Source organism: Streptococcus sp. 1621, from assembly GCF_013276615.1.
In the GTDB taxonomy this organism is placed as follows: Bacteria; Bacillota; Bacilli; order Lactobacillales; family Streptococcaceae; genus Streptococcus.
This window is the reverse complement of sequence record NZ_VMLJ01000019.1, coordinates 33,565-50,026: the sequence shown is the minus strand read 5'-3', so window position 1 is coordinate 50,026 and position 16,462 is coordinate 33,565. Positions and strand designations below refer to the sequence as shown.

General features: G+C 31.9%; 13 protein-coding genes and 1 pseudogene. 9 read left to right on the top strand and 5 right to left on the bottom strand.

Annotated elements, in window-relative coordinates:
* Window positions 1–182, bottom strand: a 182-nt coding sequence (locus HT697_RS05005) for a helix-turn-helix domain-containing protein (RefSeq protein ID WP_173262420.1), incomplete at its 3' end; no start/stop codon positions are given.
* 281 nt (window positions 183–463) lie between these two features.
* Between HT697_RS05005 and rplM the strand changes: the two genes are divergently transcribed.
* Both rplM and rpsI read left to right on the top strand, forming a co-directional pair.
* On the top strand, window positions 464–910 hold the full coding sequence (gene rplM / locus HT697_RS05000) for a 50S ribosomal protein L13 (RefSeq protein WP_001044624.1): 447 nt from the start codon (window positions 464–466) through the stop codon (window positions 908–910).
* A gap of 18 nt (window positions 911–928) precedes the next feature.
* Window positions 929–1,321, top strand: a complete 393-nt coding sequence (gene rpsI, locus HT697_RS04995; RefSeq protein ID WP_000075973.1) for a 30S ribosomal protein S9 — start codon at window positions 929–931, stop codon at window positions 1,319–1,321.
* A gap of 106 nt (window positions 1,322–1,427) precedes the next feature.
* Here rpsI and HT697_RS04990 read toward each other — a convergent pair.
* A pseudogene (locus HT697_RS04990) lies at window positions 1,428–1,625 on the bottom strand (site-specific integrase); the annotation flags it as partial.
* A 222-nt stretch (window positions 1,626–1,847) separates the two neighbouring features.
* Between HT697_RS04990 and HT697_RS04985 the strand changes: the two are divergent.
* Both HT697_RS04985 and HT697_RS04980 read left to right on the top strand, forming a co-directional pair.
* On the top strand, window positions 1,848–2,963 hold the full coding sequence (locus HT697_RS04985; RefSeq protein WP_173218030.1) for a hypothetical protein: 1,116 nt from the start codon (window positions 1,848–1,850) through the stop codon (window positions 2,961–2,963).
* Window positions 2,964–3,045: 82 nt separating this feature from the next.
* Window positions 3,046–4,488 (top strand): HEPN domain-containing protein, encoded by a 1,443-nt coding sequence (locus HT697_RS04980; RefSeq protein WP_173218028.1) that lies wholly within the window; start codon window positions 3,046–3,048, stop codon window positions 4,486–4,488.
* Between the two features lie 337 nt (window positions 4,489–4,825).
* Here HT697_RS04980 and HT697_RS04975 read toward each other — a convergent pair whose 3' ends face one another.
* The 3 genes from HT697_RS04975 to HT697_RS04965 all read right to left on the bottom strand — a co-directional run bounded on the left by HT697_RS04975 (window position 4,826) and on the right by HT697_RS04965 (window position 9,623).
* Window positions 4,826–6,037: an ATP-binding protein gene (locus HT697_RS04975; RefSeq protein ID WP_173218026.1), complete on the bottom strand. Its 1,212-nt coding sequence runs from the start codon at window positions 6,035–6,037 to the stop codon at window positions 4,826–4,828.
* A 396-nt stretch (window positions 6,038–6,433) separates the two neighbouring features.
* Window positions 6,434–7,972 (bottom strand): helix-turn-helix domain-containing protein, encoded by a 1,539-nt coding sequence (locus tag HT697_RS04970; protein ID WP_173218024.1) that lies wholly within the window; start codon window positions 7,970–7,972, stop codon window positions 6,434–6,436.
* Window positions 7,953–9,623 carry a histidine kinase gene (locus HT697_RS04965; RefSeq protein WP_173218022.1) on the bottom strand — a complete coding sequence of 557 codons (1,671 nt, stop codon included), beginning with the start codon at window positions 9,621–9,623 and terminating at the stop codon, window positions 7,953–7,955. The genes HT697_RS04970 and HT697_RS04965 overlap by 20 nt, the downstream gene beginning before the upstream one ends.
* A gap of 202 nt (window positions 9,624–9,825) precedes the next feature.
* On the opposite strand from HT697_RS04965, the gene HT697_RS04960 reads away from it, so the two are divergent.
* The 5 genes from HT697_RS04960 to HT697_RS04940 all read left to right on the top strand — a co-directional run bounded on the left by HT697_RS04960 (window position 9,826) and on the right by HT697_RS04940 (window position 16,292).
* A complete protein-coding gene (locus HT697_RS04960) occupies window positions 9,826–10,743 on the top strand; it encodes an ABC transporter permease subunit (RefSeq protein WP_000861540.1) in 918 nt (305 codons plus the stop codon).
* A 17-nt stretch (window positions 10,744–10,760) separates the two neighbouring features.
* Window positions 10,761–11,657, top strand: a complete 897-nt coding sequence (locus tag HT697_RS04955; RefSeq protein WP_000870790.1) for a carbohydrate ABC transporter permease — start codon at window positions 10,761–10,763, stop codon at window positions 11,655–11,657.
* Between the two features lie 9 nt (window positions 11,658–11,666).
* On the top strand, window positions 11,667–13,232 hold the full coding sequence (locus tag HT697_RS04950; RefSeq protein ID WP_173218019.1) for an extracellular solute-binding protein: 1,566 nt from the start codon (window positions 11,667–11,669) through the stop codon (window positions 13,230–13,232).
* Between the two features lie 205 nt (window positions 13,233–13,437).
* On the top strand, window positions 13,438–14,082 hold the full coding sequence (locus HT697_RS04945; RefSeq protein ID WP_173218017.1) for a YesL family protein: 645 nt from the start codon (window positions 13,438–13,440) through the stop codon (window positions 14,080–14,082).
* Entirely contained in the window at window positions 14,079–16,292 is a 2,214-nt protein-coding gene (locus tag HT697_RS04940) for a TIM-barrel domain-containing protein (protein ID WP_173218016.1), read from the top strand. The genes HT697_RS04945 and HT697_RS04940 overlap by 4 nt, the downstream gene beginning before the upstream one ends.
* Window positions 16,293–16,462: the final 170 nt, after the last annotated feature.

The window sequence follows — 16,462 nt, the reverse complement described above, 5'->3', positions numbered from 1 at the left end:
AGAGGGCAAGGGAGGTTATCATAAGTAGACTCTCGGACTTGTCTGTTTCGTTTGACTTCTTTAGAAACAGTAGTTGGGTCTTTTAGAATGGACTGTCCAATAGCTTTGAAGGTTTCACCGCGCTCTAAGCCTAATTGGATATCATTACGGTCTGAAAGGGCAAGGTGTTTATGTTTTGTCATAGTAGACCTCATTTCTAACTCAAACGTCTCACACTTAATTCCACCATAAAAATCCGTTTTAGACTAATTTCCACTTTGGTCAGGCAAGTGGAAGTTACTTTGAGAAGTTACGTTTAGAAAAATATTTTTCATATCTATTGACTTTTAGGGGTGAAATTTGGTATTATAGTAGGCGGTATTGTTTACCCCATTTGAAAGGCCCCGGAACCTTCCAAATACTTTTCGATGGGAAGGAACACCCATCACCGTAAACAAAAATCGAACTATATATAGGAGAAATCATGAACAAAACAACATTTATGGCTAAACCAGGCCAAGTTGAACGTAAATGGTACGTAGTTGACGCAACTGATGTACCACTTGGACGTCTTTCTGCAGTAGTTGCTAGCGTACTTCGCGGAAAAAACAAACCAACATTTACACCACACACTGATACAGGTGACTTTGTGATTGTTATCAATGCTGAAAAAGTTAAATTGACTGGTAAAAAAGCAACTGATAAAATCTACTACACTCACTCAAACCACCCAGGTGGATTGAAACAAATCTCTGCAGGTGAACTTCGTTCTAAAAATGCAGTACGTTTGATCGAGAAATCAGTTAAAGGTATGCTTCCACACAATACTCTTGGACGCGCTCAAGGTATGAAGTTGAAAGTATTTGTTGGAGCTGAGCACACTCACGCTGCACAACAACCAGAAGTTCTTGATATTTCAGGACTTATCTAAGGAAAGGAACAATAAAGTATGTCACAAGCACAATATGCAGGTACTGGACGTCGTAAAAACGCTGTTGCACGCGTTCGCCTTGTTCCAGGAACTGGTAAAATCACTGTTAACAAAAAAGATGTTGAAGAGTACATCCCACACGCTGACCTTCGTCTTGTCATCAACCAACCATTCGCAGTTACTTCAACTGTAGGTTCATACGACGTTTTCGTTAACGTTGTAGGTGGTGGATACGCTGGTCAATCAGGAGCTATCCGTCACGGTATCGCTCGTGCCCTTCTTCAAGTAGACCCAGACTTCCGCGATTCATTGAAACGCGCAGGACTTCTTACACGTGACTCACGTAAAGTTGAACGTAAGAAACCAGGTCTTAAGAAAGCTCGTAAAGCATCACAATTTAGTAAACGTTAATCAATACGATCATATCAACGTTTCAAAGCACTCAAAAGTTTACCTTATGGGTGCTTTTTTCGTATTTTTTTGAAAAGCTTACCTCAAAGTTTACCTTATTTTTACCTTATTGTTTTAGAGACTTTAAAGCAAATTCACCAACTGCCATAGGAACTACATTAGGAGTATTGACATAAATTTGAGTTGTACCTGTATGTCGTAGTTTATGAAGTGTAGCATGTGCCAGCTCTTTATGTCGCTTTCTAATGCTTTTCATTTTATTGTTCAGATAGTCAGCATGTAAAGGCTTGTTGGTGTTTCCTTTTGCTATATCGACACTATAATATGACTGTGAGGGCAAAGTCAGTTGCTTTAAAACGTTAATTGATACGATTATATCAATATTTCAAAGCTATTTGCAAAGTGCTTTTCTAGGTTTACACTTAAAATAATTGTTAAGTTATATAGGAACCTTCTAGATAAAGACTGAGTACTTTTAGAGTATAATATAGTTATGTAGAGTTAAAAAGAATTGAGGAAAGTAATATTGGCTAAATCTCACATATCAGAATTATTACCAACTAAGTATAGAAAACGTCATCAATTAATGCTATATTTGTATGATATACTAGTTGATATTTTAGTTAAAGCTGATAAATATCAATTATCCAGTCTATCTTTTAGATTTACTAATGAGATAAATGATGAAATTGACTTGTTTGATGAACTAGATAGACAAAAAGATTTAGATATTTCTGAATATGTATATATACCTCACATCTTTTTTTCAATTTTACGTGATTTAAATTACTACCTATTTGAATCTCTGAGTTGTATAGAGAGGGGAAAAGTTACTGTTGCATTTTCTCTTGCTAGGAAACCTTTTCAAGATAATTTATTTTATTTAAGTTGGATATTGGTTCAACCACATGATTTCTTAGAAAAAATACAATATGGAGAGCTTAGGGAATATGACGTAAGTGATTTGAAGGGTAAAAAAGAATTTGTTATTGACCTACTTTTAAAAGCAAAAGAATCGATTCAGTATGAAAATGGTTTTTTGGATTTTAGTAGAGAATTACTTGATCCTGAATTACTATATGACATTATATATAATCGAAAGGCAGAAAATAGTTTAACAAGTGTATTTGATCAATCTATTCATTTGGTGACAAAGAATAAAAATTATCCTACGGAAAAGCGAAATCTTAATTTTATATTTTCTGATGATAAGATTTGGGATGATTTTTGGCATTTGTTCTATGAGAAAACACCCTACATTCTCATTTATTTAGTAGAAGTAGCTATTGCTATATTTGAGAAATATTTTGATATTGATTTAGAAATAGTTACCCTTAACCGGTATATTAGAAATTTAAAGATAATTTTAGCTTTATCTGGAGAAGAAAATAAAGAATTAGAAAGTATTTTTGATTTCATATTTAATGGTGATAATCTTAGCATGACATGTGAAGAATGCGGGAGGATATATAAGTTCAATATCAATTTAGTGAGGGAAATAAAAGAAGATTATCTATATACTTGTCAGAATTGTGGTTTTGTAGAGAGACTAGGGCAATATTTTGTGAGTGATGAATTATTGAGTAATAAAAGAAATACTCTGATTGATAACTCGAATGATGAGAATTGGAAGCTGGTCTAATACAATTAAAAGGTAGTACCGACATAAAAATCATAGTTTAGAAAGTTGTGAAGATTTTTGAAAAGCAATCAGAAAGGATAATATGAAATTTAAAGATTACACTTGGAATAAAGAGTTTGAAATAAAAGGGTATTTTTCAGAACGTTCCGACGATATAGTTAGTAAGGATAACTTGAGCGGTATTTTACATTATTCTTCTAGTGAAATTGTATTAGAATTATTTGGTGGATTTGAAGAGGAATCAGGTATTTCATTCGGTTTTGGTAAGTGTTTGGAAAAGATATATGGTTTCTCCAGTAATGGTAATATTTTAATTTTAAATACTTATGGTGAACCAATGGTACATTCCTCATCTCCTGGATTTCCGATAACTAGATATAGAGTAAAAAATTTTAAAATTTACAGTGTATTTTATAATGAGCTTGGAAATTTTGATTATAGTTCTGAGGCCTTTAAAGATTTAATTAATGAATTAGATTCTGAAAAAATCAAGGAATATAATTTTAGCTTTGAACATATTGAGGAATGGATTGAAAAATCATTGGTAACTGTTAAATATAGAGACAATCAAACTATTTTTGAAAGTGCAGTAAGTGAATATCAACCAACAAAAGTGTCAATAAGATCACTAGGAATGAACTTTGAAGATGTGGCAATACTCCATTCTTCATATACAACTACGTCATTTACCAGTGATTATTTTATTAAACTTATTTCAGCTGATTTAAATATAAGATATTTTGATGAATTTTATCAAGCTTCACATAAGTTTAAGGAATTTATTGAGATTTTATCAAATATACCATTGTCTTTTACTAATATTGAATTTCTTGTTCTTTATAAAATGATAGATGGTAAGCGTATGCCACTTATAAAAGGCAAATTCTTTGTTCAGCATTCTAGAAAATCCCAAAAATGGAAATCGTATTCTCAGCAAGATATTTCTTTGAGGGCATTAGAAGATAATTTTGAACATATTTTAAATCATTGGTTTGATAAATCTGAGGAACTTGAATTTATAGTGAGACAATTTTCAAAAAATCTTCATGGTGATTTATATTTGGAAGATCAGTTGGTTGATGCTATTAGGAATTTGGAAGTTTACTCTAGAAATTTTAAGAATTTTAAAAATCCGAAATGTTTATCTGATGTTGAAGAAAAAGCTAGACAATCTTTGTTTGACTTTATAAACACACATCTTTTAGAAGAGGTAAGAAGAAAATTTAGAAATAAATTGAAATTTAATCAAAAAGAGCCTAACCTTGCCGAACGTTTAAAAAATTTATTCGATTCAATTGATGAGCTTAATCTGTCTAAAATTTTTTCGAATAGTGAGAGAGAATTACTAATAATAAAATTAATTCAAACACGAAATTACTATACTCATGGTGATTCGAAAGATAACTATCCAGAAATGATAACAGATATCAGGGAGATGTATGAAACAAAATTGTTTCTTCAAGAAGTGCTGAGATATTATATTTATCAAGAATTGGATATGAAATATAAATATAAAAAATTCTAAACCTCAAGCCATTAGCTCAATGATTTAGGATGTTTTCATGGAAATTGGAACAATTGACACAGTTGTTGAGACTTTAGTCGCTTATAAATGTGGCTGCAACCTGACAAGGTCAGTTGTCTGTAAACGTTAATCAATATGAGTATATTAACGTTTACAGACATTCAAGAATTTTCTCTTGGATGTCTTTTTTGTATAGAAATCAAGAGTTTCCATCATTGATTTTTAGTCTAGTATTAGTTTCTACTGAATAAGCTTTTTCGGCCATAACAAAACACTCCTGTTCATAGTTTCACTAGATTTTGACAGGAGTGTTTTTCTTGTGTATCAATTTATAGGTTCAGTATTTTTCTAGTAACCAATCTATGATATTTTTCTTTTCAATTCCATTGTAATTTGCTGTTGGCTGAATCGTATCCATTGTTAATAGATATTTTGGGAATTGATCTTTAATGGCTTCTAGTGGTCTAAGTTCTTTTTCTAGTGTTTCTGGAGCAAGTGTTGTTTCACTGACTTGATAATAAGCGTAGTGGCCAAGATCAGTTACAACAACAAAATCAACCTCATACTTATCTAAATTACCAACATATACTTGTGAATATCTACGTCTTAATTCCAAATATACAATATTTTCCAAGATATGCCCAATGTCTTCCTTGTGGTCTGGTAATAAGAGATGTCGTAAACCTAAATCAACGGGATAATATTTTTCTAAGCGTTGCAATAATGCTCTGCCTTTTACATCAAAACGTGGAACAGAATAAAAAAGTAAACTATCTGTCAAAGTTGTCAAATAATTTTCTAAAGTATTATGGGATATTGAAACATTTTGGCTGACCAAGGTATTGCGAATCTTATTTGTTGATATTAAGCTACCTGTACTACTGAGAAGGGTTCGGACAATGCGCTCAATAATAGTAGGATTTGGATTTCCCAATCTAGTGACAATATCATTTAACAGTATTGAGTTATATATTCCTCTGAGATAGTCAATTTTTTCAGCGTAAGATGATGTTTGCAATAAGTAAGGGAAAGCACTAAAGAGATAATTGTTAAAAATTTCTGTTGTATTCAGATTCTCTGAGAGAGATTGACCTGATAGGTATTCTTCAAATGACAAAGGAAGGACCTCTATCTCAACATACCGACCAGTCAAGTTTGTTGCTAATTGGCTGCTCATAAAGTAGGCGTTTGATCCAGTCAAATAGAGGTCAACATTTGGTAGGATGAATAGACTATCTGCTACCAGTTCAAATTTCTCAACATGTTGAATTTCATCTAAAAAGATATAGTATGTTTTCTCGCTAACTAATTGATCTTTTATATAAGCGTATAATGTTTGAAAATGTCGGAGGTCATAGTAACTCAGATCCTCAAAATTGATGGATATGATTTGATCCTCGTCTACCCCAGTTGCTAGTAACTCTTCTTTATAGAGTTGAAAGAGAACAGATTTACCAGCTCGTCTAACTCCACTCACAACCTTAATGATTTGTCGGTCACGATGTCTTCTTAAAAAGTCTAAATAATGTGGTCTTTTAATATAGTTCATAATAGATACCTCAAAGATAGTATAATACAAATAAAGATTATTTTCAAATATTTATAAATAATATTTAATTCGTTTGATTATTTCTAAGTATTTAGAAATAGTGTTTTTCTGCAATTAAAAAATAGTCCATTTTGGTATGGCATGATAGTAAATCTTGTGAGGTTTTGTAGCAAGTATTCAAATAAAAAGCGCATACTATCAGGCGTGTAAAAGCTTGATAGTATACGTTTCATCCTAGAAATATTTACGGGCTGTTTTTCTCAAACTGACTTTTTAAGAAGTTACCTTATTAGCAATTTCAAATAAGTTTATGGGGCTATCTTTGGAAAAACTGTAGAATTTCAAAAATTACTACAGACCTTGAATTTTACTTATCATTTCAATGATTTAGATTGCTTACATTTTGTTTTGATAAGTTTTACGGTAATCTCCAGGAGAAAGTCCAGTCCTTTGTTTAAAAATTTTAGTAAAGTAAGAATAATTATCATACCCTACTTGACAGGATACTTGTGATATCGAGATATCTGTTTGAGATAGGAGAGATTTAGCAGCATTAATGCGCTTATCCGTTATATATTTAACAAGAGTTTCTCCAGTTTCTTTTTTAAAAATTCTAGCCAAATGATCTGCGCTGAGATAAACCATATCTGCTAATATAGAACGATTTATATCTTCATAGTAGTGATGATCTATGTATTCGACAATGCGTTGAATACTATTTTTCTGGTTTTCAATGTTTGTTGCAAATTTCTTAGCATGCGACCAGTAATAATCAAAGTAATCCTGAAAAGATTCAATTGAATGAAAGCGTCGTTGGAATAAGAAATCATGAGTGCTGTTTTGGAATAATTTATGTGCCGAGATTCCATTTTGATCTAGATATATTCCTATTTGTTGAATCCAATCTAGTAAAATTTGCTGTAGTGTGAAAGTAGGAATTTGAGAATTATAGGCAAGTGAATTAATTTTTTCTCTTAATTCGTATTCACTTAAGCTATCTAAAAAAGTAATTGAAAGAGTTTCTGTTTTAAAGGAAGTTGGAAAACTATGTGGAACACATGTAATAGTATTCCAATAAGAAACATATTGTTCATTATAAGTGTAGAGTTCTTTGGTATGAAATAAAATATCGGATAGTTTGTGGCAGCTTTTATATATAATGTTTGAGTATTTACTAAAATTATTAGAAATTTGAGAATGAATTTCATATGCCAATTTGTCACTACGTTTGGATGAGTCTACTCTAAAGAGACAAACATATTGATCAACCTGGCTTTCCATCTTGAACAAACTTATCAGCTTATAAGAAGGTTGTGAAATTCTTTGAAGTTCTCTTTTTAGTTGAGAAGTCCATGATGGAGTTTCTGCAGAATAATCTTCTTCATTAAGATTGATTGTTAAAACTGCAAGGAAAAAATATTGGTGTTTTTTAAGAATAAAACCTTGTTTGCTTGCTATGTTTTCTAGCTCATCAATGCGAGAAATTTGAGGTTTTCTAAGGTAATCATACCAGAAATTATCTTCTATTTGTAAAAGTGCATCATTTTTCCCGTTTGAGTTATGATTCTCAATTTTACTAATGGCTTTTTGAATAATAAATTCTAATTTTTCAAAGTTAATGGGTTTTAGATAGTATTCGAAGCTTTGTAATTCAATTGCTTTTTGAGCATAGTTGAAGTCGGCGTAATTGGTTAAAAAAATTGTTTTTATATCATATTTTTCATTTCTAATCCAAGATAAGAGTTCGAGGCCACTACCTTGAGGCATTTCTATATCGCTTATCATGAGATCAATAGGATTCTCTCTAATAATATTTTGAGCTTGAGTGAGGCTATAGGCAACATAAACAGTGTCAATGTGTAGTTTAGCCCAATTTATTTTCTCTCGTAAAGCTTCAATGATAAAACGATCGTCATCAACTAATAAGATGTTCATTATAACCTCCGTCTATAATCTTGTATGGAATAAGTAAAAGAATTTTAGCCCCACCTTCTTCATTATTTTCAAATGCAATACTATAGTCATTAGGATAGAGAAGATTTAAACGTTCGATGGTGTTTGTGATCCCAATATGATGTCCATCTTCTGTTATTAGAGACTGTTTCTGATTTAGTTTTGATAAAATTTCTTCAGAGAAACCTGGACCATTATCCTCGATACAAATCTGAATATAATCTGAGTTCTCAGTTTTTACTTTTTTTATCGATAGCAAAATTGTAAATAAATCCTGAAATGAAAAACCGTGTTTGATTGTGTTTTCAATAAATGTTTGTAAAAGTAATGATGGGATAAGAGTATTTTGTAGGTCATCATTGTAGTTTAGTGAAAAGTAGATGCTATTTCCATATCGAATTTGTTGTATTTCTAAATAATCTTTAATATGCTGAACTTCATCTTTAAGTTCTGAAAAATCTTGATTAGCCATAAATAAATGACGGAGATAATTTGAAGTTAGGATAGTTAACTCTTCAATTTCTTTATAGTTTTTTGTTTGAAGCATACTATGAATCATTGATAACATATTTAAGTAGAAATGCGGACGAATTTGGTTCTTAAGATAATTAAGCTCAATCTTCTTAAGTTCTAGTTGTGAATGGTATTCTCGTATTTTTAATTCTTGCATGTCAAATATTACTTTATTAAGTTTATCATTTGCCTTATCAATTTCTAGTATACCTTCAGATATAAAAAATTCAGAAGGGGGGATGGAGCCCCCAAGTTGAGAGAGCCGTTCAGTGAGTCTTGTTATTGGTTTAATCATCCATTGACGAATATACAGGATAATGATGATTGATAAAATGGTGATAATGATAGGAACAGCTGATAAAAATACTTCTAAGAGTGTGATATTTCTAAAGACTTCGACATAATCGACTAAAACATAAATATCGAAAGGTAAATGCGTTTTTTCATTTTGAGCATGAATCAGGTAGTTTTCGGAGGGTATATTGTTAGGCTCTTTTAGGGAAAGTTTACCATTATTTCCAATATTGAGTTTTTTGAGAGGTTTTAGGATATCTTCTGAAGATATGACGGCATAAATGATTTTTCCTTCGTAATGAACAGATTTAACTAAGTATTCGCTGTTTTTAGTAGTTACATTTTTCCATTTACGGTCACTTATATCACTACGCAATGATTTTAGATTTGATTTTAACAGTAGATAATCTTCATATGGAATATAAAGATTGGAGACATTTATAAAATAATCAGTACTATCGGTTTCTAATAAGAATGTCATATGAGTTTCATTTTGATATTCAAACTCTGCAAAGCTAGTTTGAACTTTTTTAAGATTTTCTTGATACTCAAGAAACGTTTGTACATGATTTAAGTTCTCTAAAGATTCATTATGCGTTATTGTTGAGTACATAAAGCGTTCTACAGAATGTAATTTCTCATTAACAGAATCAGCATAAATTTCAATTGAACTACGTAAGTGTACTATATTTTGGTTTTTAATAAAATTTCTGGTTATGTTACTCATAGCAATATTGATTAAAATATTTATCAATAGTAGTACAAGTAGGAGTTTAAAGAAAAAATGAATGGAATGTTTTTTTGATAAGTCGTGATTTAATTTCATATACTATTCTCCTCTTAAAATTATAGCACTTTGAAAATACGATATCATGTAACAAAACAGATATGTTTTATCAAGATGTCGGAAAAGTAATAGTTTTTAAAATTAAAAAACTGAAAAATTGATAAACCTAGTCCAAAAAGTTCTATTAAGGGAATTCTATATGGTGTAAAATAATCGTAGAAAATCAAATAGGAGGAAAAACATGAAAGTAGCATCTCAACTTCATAAAATAAAATTAAAGCATAGTATTCCGTTATATATATTACTTTTTCCTTCAATATTGCTATTGATTTTATTTTCCTATATTCCCATGTTGGGACTAATTATTGCATTTAAAGACTATTCACCAGCCAATGGTATCTTTGCTAGTCAGTGGGTAGGATTTAAGTACTTTACTCAATTTTTCTCATCATTCCAATTCGGGACAACTATGTTCAATACATTAAAAATTTCACTTTATAGTATTGTAGTAGGATTCCCCTTACCTATTATACTAGCTATCATTAGTAATCAGTTAAGAGTTGGGAAATTTAGAAAAATATTTCAAGTGACAACTTACTTACCTCATTTTATCTCTACAATGGTTATGTGTGGGATGATTATCTTATTTTTATCTCCTACTAGTGGTTTGTTAGCGAATGTATTTAAGTCTGTTGGAATCACTATTCCAGATTTTTTATCAAAACCTAGTCATTTTGCAGGTGTTTATGTTTGGAGTGATGTATGGCAACATATTGGTTGGGATAGTATTATTTATCTGGCGGCGCTTTCTGCAATTGATCCTACATATTATGAGGCTGCAACTATGGATGGTGCCTCTAGGTTACAAAAAATTCGGCATATAGAATTACCATTGCTTTTGCCGACTGCTATGATTTTATTAATATTAAGAGCAGGTAGTTTATTAAGTGTAGGGTTTGAGAAAGTGTTACTACTACAGAATCCTCTTAATTTAGCAGGAAGTGAGATAATTTCGACCTATGTTTATAAAGTTGGTATGGTGAACTTTCAGTATAGTTATTCGACAGCTATAGGGTTATTTAACACGGTAGTTAATCTAATAATTTTGTTATCTGTTAACTGGTTCTCAAAAAGATATACTAGAACGGGTCTTTTTTAAAGGAAGGAGTGCTCAAGGTGAAATGGTTTCATAAATCAAGAAAAACAAACTCTGAATTATTATTTGATATAGTTACCTATGGTTTAGCAATTTTCCTTATCCTGTTAATTGTTTATCCGTTATGGTTTGTAGTGATTGCATCTTTTAGTAATCCTTCAGATGTTGCAAACGGGAAGGTATGGTTTATTCCAAGAGAATGGAAATTAGATGGATATTTACGTCTTATTCAACAACCTTTATTTTTGCGTAGCTATCTAAATACAATTTTATATACTGTTGTTGGTACCTTGGTTGCTTTAGTAGTCAATATTCCAGCTGGTTATGCTTTATCTAGAAAAGAATTAGTTGGTAGAAAGTGGATGAGTATTCTATACATAATCCCTATGTTCGTATCAGGTGGCTTGATTCCTACCTACTTAACAGTAAAGAATGTAGGCTTGATTGATACATTTTGGGTAATGGTAATACCTTTTGCGGTTTCATCATACAATATTATTGTTGCTAGAACTTTCTTTAATAATAGTATTCCAGACGGGATGTGGGAGGCTGCGCAAATTGATGGATGTGGTACAATTCGTTATTTTATTAAGATAGTCGTTCCTTTATCAAAAGCTATTATAGCAGTTATTGGACTTTGGACTGCAGTTGGTATTTGGAATTCGTGGTTTAATGCTTTAATTTATTTAACGAATGAAAATTTACAACCATTGCAATTAATTTTACGACGTTTACTAATTAGTAATCAAATGTTACAATCGCAAGCAACAGGAGAAGTTGCATCAGATCTTCGTATCAAAGCCGATATGATGAAATATGCAGCAATTGTTATTTCAACTGCTCCGATTATGTTGTTGTATCCCTTTGTTCAAAAATATTTTAATCAAGGCGTAATGATTGGCGCCTTGAAAGAATAGGAGAAAAACATGAAAAATAAATCATTTACATATTTGTTCTTAGGAACAGTTACACTTGCTGGCTTAACAGCCTGTGCAAATTCCAATAATGCGAATAAGGACGATAAGTCTGGAGAAGATTCTTATAAAATCACAACTGTTCGTTGGTCTGACTGGGGAGAAGATTATCATAAAGGTTTTCTAACAGATTCTGCCAAGGAAGCAGGTATTGATGTTAAATGGGATACACTTGTAGCCGCAGATTGGGCAGATAAGAAATCTGTTTTGGTTGCTAGCGGAGATTTACCAGATGCATTTTTGGGTTCAAATGCATTTACAGATTCAGAAATTGCTCAGAACCAATCTTTGTTTATTCCATTGGAAGATTTAATCAAGGAAAACATGCCTAATTTAACTAAGGCTATGGAGAAAGAACCTAAGATTAAAGCTATGATTACTGCACCAGATGGTCATATCTACAGTCTACCTAAAAAATTACCGATGCGTCCTACTGTAGCTAATCAGCTATTTATTAATAAAAAGTGGCTGGATAATTTAGGATTAAAGGTTCCAGAAACGTATGATGATTTAGTAAAAGTACTACAAGAATTTAAGGATAAAGATGCGAACGGAAATGGAGACGCTTCTGATGAAATTCCATTCGGAGCAGGAAACTTTGATCCAACATTCTCATATATTCTTCCGTTCAATAATCGTTTAGGGGCAGATAATACATATGAAATGTCTGTAAAAGATGGGAAACCAGTCTACCTTCGTACAGAAGAAAGTTATAAACAAGGGATTGCAGCAATGCACGAATCTTATAAAAAAGGTTTGATTGATCCGGAAATCTTTACAGAAGATACCTCTATGAGTGTTGCGAAACGTATGGATAAGGGAGTATCTAGAGTAGGTGTTTCTAGTGGTTGGACAGCAGATGCAACGTTTGGCTTACATTCAAGTGAATATATTGCTCTACCTGCTTTAAAAGGTATGGATGGTAAACAATATGTCTTTTCTGATCCAGATCATTACAACTATGGTCGAAATGAAATTTTGATTACAAATAAGAGCAAAAACCCTGCTAAATTATTGAAATGGTTGGATAAATTATATACAGATGAAGCAAGTATTCAGAATTTCTATGGATCATTTGGAATAGCTACTGAAAAGAATGGTGATAAGTTTAAAGTGTTACCTCCTAAAGATGGTAAATCAGCTGATGAATGGGCATGGATTAATTCACTTCGAGATTTTGGTCCTAAATACGTAAGCGATGATATCAATAGTCGCGTAGAAATCGATCAAACACAAGGTGATGGATTGAAATTGAAGATGGACCAAGATTTGAAACAATTTGCGTTGCCAGCTTACCCTAATGTGATTTATTCACAAGAAGAACTTAACAAATTATCATCAATCTATGTGAGTATTGAATCTTATGTCAAACAACAAGCATCTAAATGGGTAGTTGAAGGTGGCATAGAAAAAGAATGGGACTCATACAAAGAAACTCTTAAGAATATGGGATTGGACGAATTTATGAAGATTCAACAGGAAGCATATAATCGTTACCAAAAAGAAGTAAAAGAGTAATATTTTATATGAACTCTTGGTTGTATGAACAAGGGACTAGCTAATTATAGGAAGCGAGACTGATAACATCAAATTATCTCGCTTCCTTTATTCTAATTTTTAAAGAAATTTGGAAATGTTTTTTAAATAATTTAGGTAATATTTTTGTGCAACTGACATTCTAAAATATAGAGTTAAGACGATTGATTTTATGGAGATATCTATTATGCAAAAATTATTTTCATTAGATGGAAAAGTGGTTAGAATTTTAACTTTTTTGACAGATTTAATTATTTTAAATACTCTATTTATTGTTAGTTGTATTCCAATAGTTACAATTGGGGCATCACTAACTTCTCTTACGACAATGTGGTATCGTATTTTAAAAGGTAAAGATACCGATATTGCTTATCATTATTTTCGGATCTTTAGACAAAATTTTAAACAATCAACTTTTATTTGGTTGTTTATCCTCCTAATAGAATTACTTTTATATGTGAACTATTGTCTTTGGGGCTATTCAAGTTTACTTTCAGAGTATAGTTTATTGTTAGTGTTGCCCTTTTTATTTGTTATAATACTTTTTATGAGTGTTGTTTTTCCCTATATTGGTCTATTTAAAGATAATCTAAAAAATAGTATTGTAAATAGCGTATTAATTTGTATTTTAAATCCAATACAAGCTATCATGTTGGTTTTATTTAATATTTCTGTACTGTATATGAGTTTTAGTAGTCCAGAACGAGTTTTAACAGCTATTTACGTATTTACATTTGGGGGATTTGCTTTTTGCGGATTGATGAATGTAACGATAACAAATAAAATGTTTGATAAGGTAAAGAAATTTACTAAAAGGAGGAAACCAAATTGAAAATTTTTAAGGGAGAGTTTTATCGAATCTCTGTATTAACAGACAAGTTAGTAAGGTTAGAATACTCTCAAACTGGAAGTTTTGAGGATAGAACGACACAACTTATCTATAATAGAGATTTTGGTCAAGTTTCGTTAGATTATATCGAGACATCAAATGTACTAGATATTATGACGGACTATTTTCATCTGCACTTTAATAAAGGAGAATTTAACGCCGAAAATCTATTTATAGAATTAAAAGGAAATTTTGCCGTATATGGTAGTCGCTGGTATTTTGGTGAATCTATTGAAACATTAAAAGGAACAGCTCGGACTCTGGATGAGGCAGATGGAGCAATCTCGTTAGAAGATGGAATTATTAGCCGAAATGGTATAGCCTTATTGGATGATTCTAAAGGATTTATTTGGGATGAACAGTCTGGTTATATTGAGAGAGAAAATCAAATTGACCTCTATTTCTTTGCCTATGGGCATGATTATAGAGGAGCAATCAGAGACTTTTACCATTTGACTGGTTCGACACCCTTGTTGCCACGATATGCTTTAGGCAATTGGTGGAGTAGATATTGGCCTTATACGTCGGATGAATACTTGAATTTAATAGACAGATTTGAAACAGAGAACATTCCATTATCTATCGGTGTTTTAGATATGGATTGGCATATAACTGACATTCCAGCTCGTTTTGGAAGTGGCTGGACAGGATATAGTTGGAATAAAAACTTAATACCTAATCCAGAACAGTTATTGCAACAACTTCATGATAGAAAGTTAAAACTCTCCTTAAATGTCCATCCTGCTGATGGTATACGGGCTTATGAAGAAGCTTATCCTCGAGTTGCCAAACGATTAGGGTTAAATGTAGAACTAGAAGAACCTGCCATTTTTGATTTTTTTAATCCTTCTTTTAGGGAAGCTTACTTTAAAGATGTTCATTATGAGCTAGAAAAGCAGGGAGTAGATTTTTGGTGGATTGACTGGCAACAAGGGACTCAAGGTATGTTGGATCCACTGTGGCTTTTAAACCATTATCACTATCAGGATAGTTGTAAAAATGCAGAAGGTGGCTTAATTTTATCAAGGTATGCAGGTCCTGGTAGTCATCGCTACCCTGTTGGTTTTTCAGGGGATACTATTATTAGTTGGAATTCCTTAAGATTTCAACCTTATTTTACAGCGACAGCATCAAATATCGGTTATAGTTGGTGGAGCCATGATATTGGTGGGCACATGCTGGGGGATTATGACGAAGAGCTACAAACTAGATGGCTACAGTTTGGTGTTTTTAGTCCGATTACTCGCTTACATAGTTCAAGAAGTCCCTTTAATAGTAAAGAACCTTGGTTTTTTTCAGAAACAACATCTAAGATTATGAAGAAATACCTTCGTTTGAGACATCAGATGATTCCATATCTATATACCATGAATGTAAAGACACACGAGGAAGGTACCCCTTTAATCAGCCCAATGTATTATTTCTACCCAGAGAATGATGAGAGTTATAATGTTCCAAATCAATACTTTTTTGGAACAGAACTGATGGTGGCTCCCATTGTAGAAAAGATGGATTTGGCATTCCAATCTGCAAAAGTGGATGTATGGTTCCCTGAAGGTGAATGGTATGACTTCTTTTCAGAGAAAAAATATACAGGTGGTGTGAAGTTGAGTGTTTATAGAGATATTTCGACGATACCTGTGTTCGCAAAAAGTGGTGCAATCATTCCCTTGGTTGGTTCTGAGATAGATATGGGTGTTGATTTACCTGAAGTTGTAGATTGGTATGTATTCCCAGGCAAGCAACATTCTTTTGAAATGATTGAAGATCAAAATGGTCAAAGATATAAAACAAGATTATCAATCGATTGGGAAATGGGAATGGTAGAGTTGGCATTACAAGGAGATTCTAGTATCGTTCCAAGCAATAGAAAACATAGAATTCATTTTAAAGGAACGAATGTGTCTATGATTGAATTGCCAAATAAGAATGATACAGCTAGATTTGAATGGAAAGATAATAAAACAATATCTTTAAATGATGAAGTTTTTAGACTACTAAAGACGGCCTCTCTTCCATATGAATTAAAAGATAGATTGTTAAATCAATTCATTAATGCCAAAAATTCTCATGAGTTAATGAATATCTTGCATCATCAGGATAAGGAATTGAGAGGGCGTTTGTTGGAAATGATATTTACTAGCGAAAACTAATTGAGACATTTCGTACACAATTTCTATTCTTTAATTACTAATTATTTATTTTTTAATGTGTAATAGTTTTACATCTCTATGCTTATTGATACTCTTCGAAAATCAAATTCAAACCACGTCAACGTCGCCTTGCCGTACTCAAGTACAGCCTGCGGCTAGTTTCCTAGTTT